Origin of the sequence: Bifidobacterium sp. H6bp9, assembly GCF_032193695.1 — a bacterium.
In the GTDB taxonomy this organism is placed as follows: Bacteria; Actinomycetota; Actinomycetes; order Actinomycetales; family Bifidobacteriaceae; genus Bombiscardovia; species Bombiscardovia kimbladii.
On record NZ_JASTZY010000001.1, the window covers coordinates 739,803 to 754,246 of the forward strand.

13 protein-coding genes are annotated in these 14,444 nt (G+C 60.0%); 6 read left to right on the plus strand and 7 right to left on the minus strand.

Features of this window, described 5'->3' with window-relative positions; all coding sequences use genetic code 11:
• Nucleotides 1-1,213: 1,213 nt before the first annotated feature.
• The 5 genes from QRX40_RS03070 to QRX40_RS03090 form a co-directional block, all read right to left on the minus strand.
• A complete protein-coding gene (locus QRX40_RS03070) occupies nucleotides 1,214-2,722 on the minus strand; it encodes a sensor histidine kinase KdpD (protein WP_261253488.1) in 1,509 nt (502 codons plus the stop codon).
• Entirely contained in the window at nucleotides 2,710-3,441 is a 732-nt protein-coding gene (locus tag QRX40_RS03075; RefSeq protein ID WP_198219576.1) for a response regulator transcription factor, read from the minus strand. Before QRX40_RS03075 ends, QRX40_RS03070 begins: the two co-directional genes overlap by 13 nt.
• Nucleotides 3,442-3,517: 76 nt before the next feature.
• Nucleotides 3,518-4,387: an ABC transporter permease gene (locus QRX40_RS03080; protein WP_198219577.1), complete on the minus strand. Its 870-nt coding sequence runs from the start codon at nucleotides 4,385-4,387 to the stop codon at nucleotides 3,518-3,520.
• Nucleotide 4,388: 1 nt separating this feature from the next.
• Nucleotides 4,389-5,240, minus strand: a complete 852-nt coding sequence (locus QRX40_RS03085; protein WP_261253485.1) for a hypothetical protein — start codon at nucleotides 5,238-5,240, stop codon at nucleotides 4,389-4,391.
• Complete coding sequence (locus QRX40_RS03090) at nucleotides 5,237-5,932, minus strand: lantibiotic protection ABC transporter ATP-binding protein (RefSeq protein ID WP_313836195.1); 696 nt, start codon at nucleotides 5,930-5,932, stop codon at nucleotides 5,237-5,239. Before QRX40_RS03090 ends, QRX40_RS03085 begins: the two co-directional genes overlap by 4 nt.
• Nucleotides 5,933-6,037: 105 nt before the next feature.
• Between QRX40_RS03090 and QRX40_RS03095 the strand changes: the two genes are divergently transcribed.
• The 6 genes from QRX40_RS03095 to QRX40_RS03120 all read left to right on the plus strand — a co-directional run bounded on the left by QRX40_RS03095 (nucleotide 6,038) and on the right by QRX40_RS03120 (nucleotide 11,663).
• Nucleotides 6,038-6,247, plus strand: coding sequence for a hypothetical protein (locus QRX40_RS03095; RefSeq protein ID WP_313836196.1), 210 nt, complete (start codon nucleotides 6,038-6,040; stop codon nucleotides 6,245-6,247).
• A 113-nt stretch (nucleotides 6,248-6,360) separates the two neighbouring features.
• Nucleotides 6,361-7,431, plus strand: a complete 1,071-nt coding sequence (locus QRX40_RS03100) for an iron-siderophore ABC transporter substrate-binding protein (RefSeq protein ID WP_313836197.1) — start codon at nucleotides 6,361-6,363, stop codon at nucleotides 7,429-7,431.
• A 114-nt stretch (nucleotides 7,432-7,545) separates the two neighbouring features.
• On the plus strand, nucleotides 7,546-8,526 hold the full coding sequence (locus QRX40_RS03105; protein ID WP_313836198.1) for an iron ABC transporter permease: 981 nt from the start codon (nucleotides 7,546-7,548) through the stop codon (nucleotides 8,524-8,526).
• 2 nt (nucleotides 8,527-8,528) lie between these two features.
• Nucleotides 8,529-9,608, plus strand: a complete 1,080-nt coding sequence (locus QRX40_RS03110; RefSeq protein WP_313836200.1) for an iron ABC transporter permease — start codon at nucleotides 8,529-8,531, stop codon at nucleotides 9,606-9,608.
• 5 nt (nucleotides 9,609-9,613) lie between these two features.
• A complete protein-coding gene (locus QRX40_RS03115) occupies nucleotides 9,614-10,513 on the plus strand; it encodes an ABC transporter ATP-binding protein (protein WP_313836202.1) in 900 nt (299 codons plus the stop codon).
• 178 nt (nucleotides 10,514-10,691) lie between these two features.
• Nucleotides 10,692-11,663, plus strand: coding sequence for a siderophore-interacting protein (locus tag QRX40_RS03120; protein WP_313836204.1), 972 nt, complete (start codon nucleotides 10,692-10,694; stop codon nucleotides 11,661-11,663).
• 243 nt (nucleotides 11,664-11,906) lie between these two features.
• Here the strand turns inward: QRX40_RS03120 and QRX40_RS03125 are convergent, their stop codons facing one another.
• Together QRX40_RS03125 and QRX40_RS03130 are read right to left on the minus strand one after the other, a co-directional pair.
• The gene (locus QRX40_RS03125) at nucleotides 11,907-12,482 is read right to left on the minus strand and encodes an aminodeoxychorismate/anthranilate synthase component II (RefSeq protein ID WP_313836206.1); all 576 of its coding nucleotides are present in this window, start codon (nucleotides 12,480-12,482) and stop codon (nucleotides 11,907-11,909) included.
• On the minus strand, nucleotides 12,463-14,100 hold the full coding sequence (locus QRX40_RS03130) for an anthranilate synthase component I family protein (RefSeq protein WP_313836208.1): 1,638 nt from the start codon (nucleotides 14,098-14,100) through the stop codon (nucleotides 12,463-12,465). The genes QRX40_RS03125 and QRX40_RS03130 overlap by 20 nt, the downstream gene beginning before the upstream one ends.
• Nucleotides 14,101-14,444: the final 344 nt, after the last annotated feature.

The following is a 14,444-nucleotide window of genomic DNA, read 5'->3' on the forward strand; positions in this document are numbered from 1 at the left end:
CCATGATGGGATGATACGAAAGCGCTTGGAAGGAGGAAAAAGAGGGTACAGCCAGTGCATTATGTCGGTCGTGTCCTTTCGGCATTTTTGCATCTCGGGCCATGGCGACGGTCTTAGAGCTCCTCCGGTCGTCCTCTTCCCACTTCTCGTTCCTGATCTGCGCATAATTCTGTCCCTTTTTCTTTATTAGTGCATTGTGCTAGGAGGAAGGAAGTAGATGTAGGCGGTCACGTAGACTCAATAAACAATGGCAGTTTCAAAACCAGCAGTTCACACTATTAACGGTCGCGCAGACTGCAACACGATCACATCCCCGTTGTTTTTGCAGGCCCTGCCCTTGACTATGCCGCCTGATCATGCATTATGTCCATCTATTGAATTTGATCTGATTGCGTGTTCTTTGGATATGATTGCCTCTGCACTAGATGGTGCACTCCGTTGAGCGCGGCTTATGAAAATACGGCGTCTTTCAGGGCTCAACATATTGGCATCGGTCTGAGGATCTACCGAAACATTATCGCATCGGAAGTCCCGAAAACCTCAGTTTCTTTTAGCTGTGTAGGCTTCATGCGGCATCGGCATCCTGGATCCGGGCATGACCGCCTGTGCTGGTGCTTGTTGTTTTGTGGTAGATTAGTCTTTCATCCATGCATCTGCCGCTAACAGAAACCAAAATCACCGTTTTGCCGTCAATCAGGCCTTCGCTATAATCGGCTTGACCTTGTGGGACTCATCTCTTCCCCCTGTACCATTATTGCCTTCTCCAGCTCCTGTACGTCACGGACACCGACAACCTAGACTAAGATTCTCGTCAAGCCCACACACAGCGATGCCGCCCTCATCCTGGCCGAACAGCGACGACAACCAGTCATACACCGTCGGAGGCCCTTGGCTGGCGGCTTTGGCTTCTATCGATTGGCTTTCACAACCCTTGTGCTGAATCGAACGCACAACCTCCTCCAGCGACCGATCGCTCTGTTCAGCGTCATCTGATTTTTACATGCAGGTCCCTACAGTCCCTACAAATTTATAATTCCTGTTATCTGTAACATACAGATCTACTAAAGAATGGCAAACCTCTGTAATCAATTACTAAATAATTGATGTTTTTATAATTAATAGCCCACGACTAACACTATTTCCTAATCTTTACCACTGCGCAATTCTTAACTGGACACCGAGTTTGCTGTGACCGGTATCAGCTCCGCTGAATTCACTGCACTGGCAAAGATACAGTGACTGCTGCGCCATCGCCACTGGCTGCATTGGCCAGGATTAGGCGGCCTCCTGCACTTTCCACAGTCGACCGCGCTGCAGCCAGGCCGATGCCATGGTGACCGCTGGAGCCGTGCCGACTGCTGTCAGCCTGATAGAGCCATTCCGTGGCATGGGCCAGAGCCCGGCTGCTGAAACCTGGACCCCGGTCACGCACGGTCACCACTAAGGCTCGCCCGCCCTCCTGACCACCCTCCAGCCTCCAGGTCAACGTCACTAGGCCATGGTCCGGCGAGTAGTCAGCCGCGTTCGCAACGATGTTCATGATCGCTCGGACAAGGTCAGCGGCATCACCGGAAATGTGACCAGCGGCGGAATCCAGACGGCCATCGCTCTCAAGCCGCAGCCCCCGGGCTTTCGCATAGCCTTGGGCTTGATTGTCGACCATATCCCTCAGGACAGCTGTGGCGACCCCAGATCGTCCGGAGGCCGCACCCATGGAGCCCTGGCTGATGGCCTGGGCATAGTCAGCCATTTCACGGATGGCACCCTCGATATAACCCAGGTAGGTCTGCTGCTCCTGGCTGAGCTCGGTCTCGCTTAACAGTTCTGCATTGCCTCGCATGACGGTCAAAGGCGTTTTCAAATCGTGAGCCAGGGCTGCCACCTGCCGCCGCTGGGCCTCCTGTGCCGTCCAGGTCGCCTCCAGGGACTTCCTGAGCGTGACGCGCATCCGGTCGAAGGAGTCCAGCACCCGGTTGATCTCCAGGATGTTGGTGCGGGGCAGCCCGACCTCCAGATCCTGGCGCCCTATATCGGCAGCCACCTGGTTGAAAACCTTGAGCTTGGAAGATATGACATGAGCTGCCCTCAGCCCGACCGCCAGCAGAGTAATCGGCAGGGCCGCCGCAAATGCCGCCAGCAGGAAGTCCTGAGGGTTGGGGTACCGGTCACGGGCCTGCTTCGAAACCCACTGCGGCATGATCTGATAAGCCAGAACGCACCGGCTTCCATCAGCCGTGGCATAGATGGCATACGTCGCTTCCTTGCCCACGCGGGTGCCCAGCGGCTGGCCGGTCTTCCTTCCCTGCTCCTCCACCAGCGTGGATGCCCCGCGCTCAGGATGATCGGCCGCCAACAGGTCCGCATCAGCCGCCATGCCAGGGCCCATGTCGCCCTCCAAGGGACGTCCTCGATGGTCATAGGTCCGGTACCAGTAGGCTGCGGGAATCATGGCGTCGTCCACAGTGGCCGAACTGCTGATGGTGCGCCCCACCTCCTCCAGGTGCCGTTCGCCGTAGTTGGCCCAAAGGAAGTCGCCCCTGGCGCCCAGACCCGTCCAGACCGCGTCGATGCCGGCGAAGAGCAGGACCAGTGCTAGGAGCACATAAAGAAAGTATCTGATAATCAGCAGAACAATGGGGATCCCTTTGCGGCCGGACGCACCCTTCCCCTCGCTGCTCCGCCTCTGTGGCGATCCGGGCCCGCCGCCGGTCAGGCCGCCCACTGGTACCCCACCGACCAGATGGTTCTGATGGGATCCGCTCCCAGGGCTTTGAACTTGCGCCGGACATTGCTCAGGTGCACCCTGACCGCTGCAGTGGCATCGCCGTTTGGACTATTGGCGGCCGAGTCGTCCGCCGTGGCCAGGCAGGCCTCCCATATCTGCGGAGGCGTATATGCCCGCCCAGGATGTTGGGCCAAGAGGGCGCATATGCGGTATTCCGCATCCGTCAGATTGGCTTTGTGCCCATTCACTCTGATTTGACGCGTCTGAAGATCCATGTCCAAGGAGCCGAAACGCAGAAGCGGGCGTCTGGACCGGCTGCCCTGGGACAGCCGCGCCCTGACCTTGGCGCGGAGTTCGGCTACGCCGAAGGGCTTGCGTATGTAATCGTCGGCACCTAGGCCATAGGCCAGCACAGCGCTGTCCTCGTCGGTCTTGGCCGTCAGGAAGATGATCGGGCAGGACGCTCGGTCCCTGATGGATGCCAGGAGGGCGAAGCCGTCCATGTGAGGCATCATGACATCGCACAGGATCAGGTCGACCGAGGACAGATCCATCTTCGTAACCTTTCGGGAATCGTTGATCACGGTCACCGCGTGGCCGTCCTTGGACAGGGCCGCCATCAGCAGCGCAGTGATCCTGGGATCGTCGTCCACCACCAGGATGGTGGCCTGATGCCGATCGCCCCCATGGGAAAGGTCGGCCTGCGTGTCAACCATGATCGGCTCCTTCTCTGCGCTTGGCCTCCCCCGGCTCAGCCGGCATACATGCCTGTCAGGCGTTTCTCAGCCCAGTCTAATCGCTGGCCTTGTGCCGGTCTTCGAACCAGCCGATCCACAGCATGAGCGCCACGGCCAAGGCCAGGGTAAAGTCCAGGCAGGGAACCAGATTATCCAAGGCAGTTACGCCGATGGAGACCCGTAGGCCGTCCCCTCCCGGCATGGTCAGGGCCAAGGCCTGCTCAATGCCCAGGGAGCCGAAGCGGGCGGGCCAGGTGAAGGGGATCCACCGGCTGACCCCAGTGGGGCCGGCCCCGGCCAGGGTGTGACTGTACAGGCCGTTGAGCAGGCCTCCCAGGGAGCCGATGGCGGTCCCAGTGCCGACGACCCCGACGGCAATGGTCAGGTTCCTGCCGAAACGCATGGCCAGGGCTATGGCCAAGAGGTAGAGGCAGAGGGAACCCCCGGCAATGCCCAGGATGGCGAGCGCGAGGGCGGAGACCGGCGTCCCCGCCCGGCCTGCCAGAGCCATGGGCAGGCGGAAGGCCAGGGCGGCCAGGACCAGAGCCAGCAGGCCCAAGATCCAGAGCACCATGATCTTGGCTGTCAGGCCCAGGCGGCGGCTGGGAATCCCCAGGAGGTTGGCCATGTCGCCAGCCTCGCGCTCGGTTTCGATGTTCAAGGCGACGATGATGGCGACCATCAGGGGCATGAAGGCACCCAGAATCTGGAAGAAGGCATCGGTCCCGAACCCGGGGTCGTAAGGGGCTGCAACGAAGTAGGCGCCGCAGGCGATCCCGGCCGCCAGCCCGCAGACGGCGTGGATGGGGATGAGCGCTGATCCGCGCAGCCGTCCGGCCTCCGAGACTATGGCCCGGCAGATGGTTGTCCTGGGTTGCCTGGTCGGAACGGTCTGTCTGGCGGCGCGTCTGTAGTGCACGGTCATGTCAGTCGGCCTCCTTATGCGAGAACCAGATTCCCGTCAGGAGGGACAGGAGCAGGAACCAGACCAGACAGACCGCCAGCGCCGTCAGGCTCTGACCGCCGAAGACGGACAGTGCGGTCTTGATCGGACTACTGCTCTCGATTTTCAGGGGCACGCCATCGGGCATGACCCTCATGAAAGGCACTGGCAGGCTGATCATGGCGGAGGGCGGCAGGAAGGGCCATAGCCGTTGGTTTCCCCAGAAGGTTGTCGAGACCAGCAGGTCCGCCATATAAGGCAGGCCGAATCCGATCAGGATGCCGAATCTGGCGGTCAGCGCCAATCCCGCCGGTATCATCCAGGAGCAGGCCAGGACCAGCATCAGGGCGCTGATGACAAAATCAGCCGGAGAGGGCCCCTCGACTCCAGAGATGGCGATCATGAGCGCCGGCAGGCCCAGAGCCAGCAGGGTGGCGACGCCGACCAGGAACAGGCAGTAGACGATCTTGGCCCACCAAACCAGAATGGGCGCGGCGGGCAGGGCCAGGGTCGTCCTCCACTGCTGCCTTGCGTCGATGCTGGCCACGGCGGCGCTCATCAGGGCAGCCATGGCTGGAAGGAGCAGGACATACCAGTAGTTGACCGAAGAGGGCGACCAGACATGCAGTCCGAACACGAGGACAGCCATGATGATAATGAGCACCAGAGGAAAGGCCAGGGCCATACGCCTCGGCGCGGCCGACCGACCTTTCATGATCTCTACTGCCAGGATCCTGCCGAAGGGGATGCCTCCGGCCCTGACCCGCGTCCCGATCTGGTCGCCTGATGCAGCCACATTATCTTGGGTCAGTTCTTCAAGGTTCCTGCTGCTCATCGCGACCTCCTGAGCACATCCATGAACAGCCCCTCCAGGTCCTCCCCGGCATGCAGCTCATTCTCGTAGGCCAGGCGGCCGTCGGCGATGATGCCGATGTGATCCGCCAGGACCGACACCTCGGAGAGGATATGGCTGGAGACGATCACGCTCATCCCCTGCTGGGGGAAACTGCGGATCATCCCTCTCAGCTCCTCGATGCCCAGCGGATCCAGCCCGTTGGTGGGCTCATCCAGGATCAGCAGCCGAGGTTTGGTCAGGATGGCGTTGGCTATCCCCAGGCGCTGCTTCATGCCCAGGGAGAACTGCCCAGCCTTCTTGGAGCCCGTATCGACAAGTCCGGCAATGGAGAGCGCCTGGTCGATCCGCTCATCAGGCAGGCCAAACAGGGTGGTGCGCACCTTGAGGTTCTGGCGGGCCGTCAGGTTGGGGTAGACGGGCGGCTGCTCAATCAGAGCACCGATGTCGTAGAGGTCCCGGCGCGACCAGGGGTGCCCGTCCAGAATCATGGATCCGCCACTGGGGTGCAGCATGCCTGTGACCATCTTCAGGGTAGTGGATTTGCCAGCCCCGTTTGGCCCCAGGAGCCCGTAGACTCCGCCCTCGGGGACATGCAGGGACACCTGGTCGACGGCCCGCTGTCCGTGGCCGAAGACCTTGGTCAGTCCCTCGGTCCGCAATATGTAACGCATGGTCAGCTCCTATTCATTTCCGTGTGGCAGGAGCCAGACTAAAGACCGAAAATAAAGAAAGATAAAGGAGCGAGCAGAGCCCTGCTGCAATCCAAGGAAGGCACTGTGAAGGGTGAAGATCTGAAAGACCTGGAACAGTCAGAACCCTGCGTCGGCCGAACCTTGACATCCGACTGGATCCGCGGCAAGCCGGCAGAGCAAGAGGCCAGCAAAGCAAGGGTTTTCCTAGATGGTTTCGACGAAGGCTATAAAGGTGCCGATCTGAGCCAACCCTCGTCTTTTCCTTGCCGTCTCCTCGTTTTCGCAGCGCGCTAATTAACACATGCAACCAGGGAAATCAACTCTTTTCTTCCCGTCGCGCCGATGCTACATCTGGTACCTGGCTCTGGTGCACCATGCCAATTCGACAGCACGATCAAAGGAACCACATGCACATTCGACCACTTCTTTCCCTCACCCGATTCAAGCGCACTATCGCAGTCATCCTGGTGCTGGCAAGCGCCCTCTTCTTCCTGGGCGCCTGCGGATCGGGCTCGCAGGCAGACCAGTCCAACCAGTCGAAGGCCTCGGAAGGGCAAGGCTCCTTCCCCGTCAAGATTGACCATGTTTACGGCACCACCTCGATACCTTCCAAGCCCAAGCGCATCGCCACCGTCGGATGGGCCACTCCCGACAACCTCATCGCCTTGGGGGTCGTGCCGGTCAGCATCCAGAAGAACTCCTTCGGCAAGACCGTGGATGGAGGGTATCTGCCCTGGACCAAGGATACCCTGGATGAGATGCATGTGGCCAAGGCGGATATGCCCAAGCTGCATGACGAATCGGACGGCATCGATGTCGAGGCCATCGCCGCGTCCAAGCCCGATCTAATCATCGGCCTGCTCTCCGGCATGACCAAGAAGCAGCATGACACCTTGAGCAAGATTGCGCCTACAATCGCCTATCAAGAGGTTGCCTGGGGCGACCCCTGGCGCAAGGTCATCACGTCCACAGCCAAAGCCATCGGAGAACCCGAAAAGGGCAAGCAGCTGATATCCGACCTGGAGGAGCGCATCTCAAAGACCGGAGAGACCCAACCGGCCATCAAGGGCAAGACCGCGGCAGTTATGTATTTCGATGCTTCCAAGCTCTCCAAGTTCAGCGTCTACACCACCTCCGACGCCCGGCCTCAGTTCCTGAACGACCTCGGCATGGAGACTCCGGAGTCCATCAAGGAGGACTCCAAGAGCACCAAGAACTTCTACAAGGAGATCTCCTCCGAGCATGCCGACAGGTACAAGGATGTCGACATCATCGTTACCTACGGCACCCCGGACCTGCTTGAAGCGATGCGCAAGGACCCCCTCCTCTCCAAGATTCCCGCAGTTGAGCGCGGATCCGTCGTGGTCATCGACAATGACAGCGAGATGGCCAATGCCCTTGACCCCTCGGCCCTGTCCATCCAGAAGACGACCGACGCATACGCCCAACTTCTGGGCGAGGCTGCCGCCAAGGTCTAATCAGGCCGCAGGTGAGGGGATGAAAGAGGGAGAGGTGGCGCATATATGCGGTCGGGAGTGACTCCGCGCCCAGGCACCCGGCGAGCAACCATGCATCGCAATGGAAACGGACCCATGGTCTTGTCCGGGCTGATTCTGGCGGTCTGCCTGGTCATGGTCTGCGCCCTGTCCCTGGTTTTCGGATCCCGTTCCGTCAGCCCTTCCGACATCCTCCACGCCCTGTCCGCCTCCTCGGATGACATCGCGGTCTCGGCCATCCGCCTGAGAATCCCTCGCACCGTCCTCGGCCTCCTGGTCGGTGCCGGGCTCGGGGTGGCCGGGACCCTGATGCAGGGCATATCACGCAATCCACTGGCGGACCCGTCGATTCTGGGTTTCAATACGGGGGCGGCCCTGGCGATCGTCTGCTCCATAGCCTTCTTCTCCCTATCGACCCCGGCCCAGTATGTCTGGGTGGGACTGCTGGGCAGTGCGACGACCGCACTGGTCGTCTGGGCCATAGGCTCTCTGGGGCCATCCGGTCCATCTCCGCTACGGCTGACCCTGGCCGGTGTCGTGATCAGTTCAGTACTGGGATCTCTTACCTCCGCCATCCTTCTGCCGCGCATCAATGTCATCAGCTCATATCGCTTCTGGCAGGTGGGCGGAATCTCCGGCGCCCGGTTCAATCTCATGATGCCGGTCCTGCCTCTTCTCGCTCTTGGCCTGATACTCGCCTTCTGTCTGACACCCGGAATCAACGCCTTGACCCTGGGTGATCAGATGGCCGAAGGACTGGGTATGCACGTCGGGCGTGTCCGCAGCCTGGCCTGGCTTGCGGCGATACTCCTCTGCGCCTCCTGTACGGCACTGGCGGGTCCGATTGGCTTCGTCGGATTGGTGGTCCCCCATGTGGCACGACTGCTTATAGGACCCGACTACAGACGAATCATGGCTCTGAGCATCCTCATCGGCCCCCTTCTGGTGGTTGGCGCCGACGTGGTGGGCAGGATGATCACCCGCCCATCCGACGTGGAGGTCGGCATCGTCACAGCACTGATTGGGGCTCCCGTATTCGTGATTCTGGCCGGGCGCAGAAGAACCGCGGAGGTATAGGCATGGTCGCTCCTCCCGTTCGTGGCGATAACCCCACCCTTCAGAAATCGCATAGACCCGATGCGATGACCGACCTGCAACGGATACGACGGACCCATACCGTTCGTTCACTGGCAGTCACCATCCTGCTTGTGGTACTCCTGGTTGCTCTCGCGCTGTCCGACCTGGTTCTGGGACACCGCACATACTCCATGAGCGACCTGATTGGAGCGCTTCTGGGGCAGGGAGACGAAGGGACCAGATTCGTGATTCTCCAACTCCGCATGCCCAGGGCACTGATCGGCTGCGCCGCCGGCATCGCATTCGGCATGGCCGGAATTGGTTTCCAACACCTCCTGCGCAACATGATGGCCAGCCCGGATATCATCGGCATCACGGCAGGAGCCAACACGGCCGCCATCTTCGGCATTGTCGTATTGGGCCTGTCGGGCATGCCCTTGGCCTGCCTGGCGGTCATAGGCGGTCTCCTGACAGCCCTCCTGGTCATGGCCCTGGCCTGGCGCGGTTCGTTCGACCCGACCCGGCTGATACTGATCGGAATCGGAGTGGCCGCAGGGTTCAATGCTCTGGGTTCCTGGCTGATGGTTCGCAGCAACCAATGGGACATCCAGGCAGCAACCCGGTGGCTGACGGGCAGCCTGGCCGATGCCCAGTGGTCCGATCTACCCATACTGGCAACAACAACCCTCGTCGGCGCCATGCTCCTGCTGGCACTCGACAGGAATGTCAGCACACTGCAGCTGGGACCGGAGATGGCCGCCGGACTGGGAGTCAGGGTAAGCCGTGTCCAGTTCGAGGTAATTATCGTGGGTGTGCTGCTCCTGGCTGTCGCAACGGCGACCACCGGTCCCATCTCCTTTGTTTCGTTCCTCTCCGGCCCCATCGCCGCAGTCCTGGTTGGTCGGGGAACATCGGCCCTTATCCAGTCGGGCCTGGTGGGAGGTTGCCTGGTTCTGGGGTCGGACATCGTCGCCCAACATCTGCCCACAACCCAGGTGCCGGTCGGCATCATCACCAGCATTGTGGGCGGACCCGTCCTCATCCTGATCATGGTCCTCATGACCCGCAGACAGGAGCTCTGAACATCATGACGTCACCCCCGGCACACGACTCCTGGAGCAGCGCGCATAAGCTGACCGCCTCGCACCTTCGCCTCACCTATGGCGGGCGTACGGTCATCGAGGACCTGAGTCTGGATATACCCCCACACACGATGGGGTCCATCATCGGACCCAACGGGTGCGGAAAATCAACCTTCCTCAAGGCTATGGCCAGGATACTGAAACCAGCCTCGGGGACCGTCATGCTGGACGGAGAGCCCATCACCAGCATGCCCACCCGCAAGGTTGCAACGATTCTGGGGTTACTGCCGCAGAACCCGTCAGCACCCGCAGGCATCACCATCGCCGACCTGGTCGCTCGCGGCCGATACCCCCACCACCACTTCGTCGAGCGGTGGACAACCAAGGACGAAAAGGCTGTGGAACGGGCCCTCGCCCTGACCGGACTGACCGATATGGCGGGGTGTCCAATCGACCGCCTGTCCGGAGGCCAACGCCAGCGCGCCTGGATTGCCCTGACCCTCGCCCAGCAGACCGACATACTCCTTCTTGACGAGCCGACCACTTACCTGGACATCGCCTACCAGCTTGAGGTGCTTGACCTGCTGAGCACCCTGAACAGGCAGGAGGGCGTCACGGTGGTCATGGTTCTCCACGACCTGAACATGGCCGCCAGATACTCGGATTGGATCCTGGCCATCAAGGATGGCAGGAGGGTCGCCCTGGGCGCTCCCGACGAGGTCATGACCGAGAACCTGGTCACGGAGGTGTTCGACATCGCGTCCACCGTGGTGAAGGATGAGTCCACCGGAACTCCACTGATGACACCTGCTCCCCTCCATAGCCTTGAAGCCCACTCTGGCGGAGCTTGTAATGTACACGTACACTGGAATGACTCGGCAGGACGACACCGCATAGTCCGATGATGTGAAATCCTTGATGTCAGCCCCTCGTCCCGCCCTCCGCACCGCGAGCACAAACGTCTCCAACCAGAAAGCCTCAAAACCACCAACTCACGAACCGTGACAATCTGAACGGAGCCCCATCCTCAGGCAACTTGACGTTCAGATCAACCCATCAATCGCAACCTAAAGAGAGCTATCCATGGAACACCAAGCCGACAATCATCCTGTACCCCTGATTCCTTTCCGTGTCTCCGTAGCCAGAGCGGAAACGCTCTCGCCCCACTTCAAGCGGATCGTCTTCCAAGGGCCGGATCTGCGCAATTTCGCAGATGCCGGTTACGATGAACGAATCAAAATCCTCCTACCCCTCCCTGACGGATCCCTTCCGGCTCCTTCCTTCTTCAAAGCATCCCCTGAAGATCCGCTCGCATGGTACCAACAGTGGAGAGCCCTGCCCGCAGAGAGCCGCAATCCCATGCGCACCTATACGGTTCGCAAGGTCAGGCCCGAAAGCGAGCAAATAGATGTGGACTTCGTCATCCACGATCATCCTGGCCCGGCCGGAGCCTTCGCAGAGGCTGCCAGACCTGGCGATCAGGCCATCATCATCGGCCCTAATGCACAGGCCGAAGGACCGGTCGCGGGGATGGACTTTCACCCAGGCCAATCCAGACATCTTCTCCTAGTAGGCGACGAGACGGCGGTACCAGCCATCGCCGCCATAATGGACAGCCTGATCCGTGACCACTGGCAGGGCGACAGGGTGGCATTGATCGAAGTCCCGACCGAAAAGGATCGTCTTCCACTGCCCGAGCATGAAGGAATCCGCATAATTTGGACGACCTGCGACGAATCCGGGCATGGGCACGCCCTGACTGAAGCCATGCGCAGCCTGCTGGAGGACCTGCCGATCCATTCGCCTACGGCCGCAGCCGCTGAATCCTCCAAGGAATTCACAGAGGTCGATATCGACAAAGAGCTGCTCTGGGAGACTGCCGATGCCGCCCAAGCCGATGCCACTATTCATGCCGACGACCTGTATGCCTGGATCGCCGGAGAGGCAGCCACCGTCCGCGAGCTGAGACGCATGCTAGTCAGAGACCGGGGAATGGACCGGCGCAACGTATCTTTCATGGGTTATTGGCGCCAGGGCCGCAGCGAGATGTCCTGACCGGCCGAATCTCACACACGGACGGCCACCCACCTTTGTCCTTCCTGACCTGTGAGTTTAGAGAGCGGTCGCACAAGTTCCCCTGATCGTGTGAGCGTCAGGTCCAGGTCATGGGCTGCCAAATCGAATCCGCCGCAGCATCTTGCCGGACTTACCCAGAGAAATTACTGGCTTTGCTTACTGAATGGCGGATTGCGGGAAAAAACAACCCGGTTCGGACCTGACGGGACAGTCCCCGTCAAATCAGCCGCAGTACTCTTTGAAGAAATTGCCAATAACCTGGTGACCATACTGGCTGCCGATGCTCTCGGGGTGGAACTGGACGCCCTCCATGAGCGACTGGTCCCGTCTCAAACCCATCACATAGCCATCCAGAAGCGAGCGCGCGCTGATCTCCAGGTCGGCGACCTGACTGACCGAGGCCTCGTCGGCAACCAGGGAATGGTATCTGGTCACATCGAAGGTATCGGGCAGGCCCTTGAAGCAGCCCTTCCCGTCGTTGCTTATCCCGCTCACCTTGCCATGCTGACGACTGGAGGCCCTGACTACACGGGCTCCAGCGTGTACCGCGATGGCCTGCATGCCCAGACAGATGCCGAAGACCGGCTTCCGTCCTGCCACCTGGTCTAAAAGCTCTAGGTAGCCGCAGTCCTCCGGGCGACCCGGTCCGGGACCCAGAATGACCGCATCGAAGGTGAGTGGATCCACCTCGGCAAGGTGGTTCACCCGGACAATGGTCGTATCGGCGCCCAACAGGTCCACGTAGTTCTTGACCACATAGACGAAACTGTCGAAGGCATCAACCAGCAAGACTCTCATGGGCCAGCTCCTTTCCGGTGATGGCCAGATAGGCCGAACTCATCTTCTTCATGGTTTCCTGCCATTCGCTTTCCGGCTGAGAATCCTCGACGATTCCGGCCGAGGCGCGCAGGTGGTACCTGCCCGAATGGTAGGAGGCCGTCCTTATGCACAGCGCCGTAAGGACCTGGCCGTCAAATCCGAGGAAGCCCACCGCTCCGGCATATACCCCGCGCGAACTGACCTCGGTCTCCTCGATGATCTCCACGGCGCGCACCTTGGGGGTTCCTGTCATGGTGCCGGCGGGGAAGGCGGCCGAGAAGACGTCGTACTTGTCCAGGCCAGGCCGAATTCGACCGACCACATCCGAGACCATATGAATGACGTGGGAGTAAACCTCGGTGGTCATCAGCCGGTCCACCTCCAAGGATTCGGGTGTGCAGCACCTGGCTACGTCGTTGCGCCCCAAATCCACCAGCATCAGGTGCTCGGCCCGTTCCTTGGGGTCGCCGGTCAACTGCCTGATGGCCACCTGGCGGGCCTCATCATCTCCGGGATTGCCGACAGTTCCGGCGATGGGCCTCAGGGTTATGTCACCATCAGGGGTCAGCCCGATGAAGAGCTCGGGGCTGGCGCCGATGACATGTACCCCTTGGGGAGTCACAAAATAGTACATATAGGGGGACGGGTCCTGCCGACGCAGCCGTTGGTAGACCTGGAAGGGCGGAATCCTGGAGTCCACCTGAATCTCATGCCCGAGCTGGAGCTGGTATACATCTCCCTGGGCTATGTGCTCCTTGCCCTTGGCAAACCACCGATAGAAGAGGTCCCGGTCAATCGTGTCCTGTGCCTTATATGGATAGTCCGGCCCTATGCCATCCTGTATGCCACCCTGGTCAGCATGCGATTCAGAAGATTGCTCCGGCAATGCGTCGGATTTGAGCAGCTCCACCACCTCTTCCAACGACGCGAATCCATGACCGTGCCCGCCGCTTTCAATTGCCGCATTCTGGATCTGTGCACCAGACCGTGTAGAAGATCCGCGCTCTCGCAGATTTTCCCCGCCCTCTGGAATGCCGCACTCGGCCGAACTCTCTTCGGCATGAATCAAAGTGGCGCAGTAGCCGCCAGCCTTCAGATCCAAGGTGATGATTCCCCGATAAAGAGTCAACGAGATGACCGGCAAGGCCGCGTCCCTTGGTATGCGCTCCTCCAGATCCTCGATCATGAAGATGGTGTCATACCCGAAGTAGCCGAACCAGCCCATTCCGAAGGGGCCTTCGTGGTCGCCGCTGATAGCGAAGGAGGATTCCAGCCGCCTCAGCACTGCAAAGACTTCCTGGATGCCGGAGACCGGAAGATGGACCACTCCCTGCTCAATCCGGTCAAAGGGCCTCAGGATTCCTGTCAGCTGAGAATTGCCCAAAGGGTCGATGGTCATGACGTGGTCTGTCACGCTTACGGTCAGCACCGGCTCGAAGCCAATCACCGAGCGGTTCCGGTCTGGATCGGGGCCGCTCAGGGACTCCAGGAGGAAGAGCTGATCCTCCTGGTATCTGGTGCGCAGCCGGTGATAGATGGCCAGGGCATCGAGGTCGCTGGAGAATCGGCGTGATTCGATAGTTACGTTGATAGTCATTAGGGCACTTCCTAGTTCAGATACTGCGGTTTGGAAACGGCAGTGAAACCCCACCCGGTGCCGATTGAGCAGGCCAAGGATACGGATTTCCTATGGCAACATGTCCGCAGATAATAAAAGAGCAACCTCAAACACCGAGGTAAATATAGGAATCAGAAGAAGAACCGGCTAAAACATCAACGCCATCGGGCATCGACATAGAAGAAGGCACCCTTGGGCAACCAAGGCTTCAGTGATGTCGTTTTCTCCATGGCCACGATGCTAGAGCACCAGGATGCGAACGCCCAACCGGTATCCATAATTCGGACGCAATCTGTCCATTTCAATAGATGCCAATGTCAGCG

Bases quoted from the DNA above. Each gene is read 5' to 3' on its own strand.
- QRX40_RS03125 (WP_313836206.1), bottom strand. From the start codon at position 12,482: ATGAGAGTCTTGCTGGTTGATGCCTTCGACAGTTTCGTCTATGTGGTC.
- QRX40_RS03085 (WP_261253485.1), bottom strand. From the start codon at position 5,240: ATGAGCAGCAGGAACCTTGAAGAACTGACCCAAGATAATGTGGCTGCA.
- QRX40_RS03115 (WP_313836202.1), top strand. From the start codon at position 9,614: ATGACGTCACCCCCGGCACACGACTCCTGGAGCAGCGCGCATAAGCTG.
- QRX40_RS03120 (WP_313836204.1), top strand. From the start codon at position 10,692: ATGGAACACCAAGCCGACAATCATCCTGTACCCCTGATTCCTTTCCGT.
- QRX40_RS03110 (WP_313836200.1), top strand. From the start codon at position 8,529: ATGGTCGCTCCTCCCGTTCGTGGCGATAACCCCACCCTTCAGAAATCG.
- QRX40_RS03090 (WP_313836195.1), bottom strand. From the start codon at position 5,932: ATGCGTTACATATTGCGGACCGAGGGACTGACCAAGGTCTTCGGCCAC.
- QRX40_RS03080 (WP_198219577.1), bottom strand. From the start codon at position 4,387: ATGACCGTGCACTACAGACGCGCCGCCAGACAGACCGTTCCGACCAGG.
- QRX40_RS03075 (WP_198219576.1), bottom strand. From the start codon at position 3,441: ATGGTTGACACGCAGGCCGACCTTTCCCATGGGGGCGATCGGCATCAG.
- QRX40_RS03130 (WP_313836208.1), bottom strand. From the start codon at position 14,100: ATGACTATCAACGTAACTATCGAATCACGCCGATTCTCCAGCGACCTC.
- QRX40_RS03105 (WP_313836198.1), top strand. From the start codon at position 7,546: ATGGTCTTGTCCGGGCTGATTCTGGCGGTCTGCCTGGTCATGGTCTGC.
- QRX40_RS03100 (WP_313836197.1), top strand. From the start codon at position 6,361: ATGCACATTCGACCACTTCTTTCCCTCACCCGATTCAAGCGCACTATC.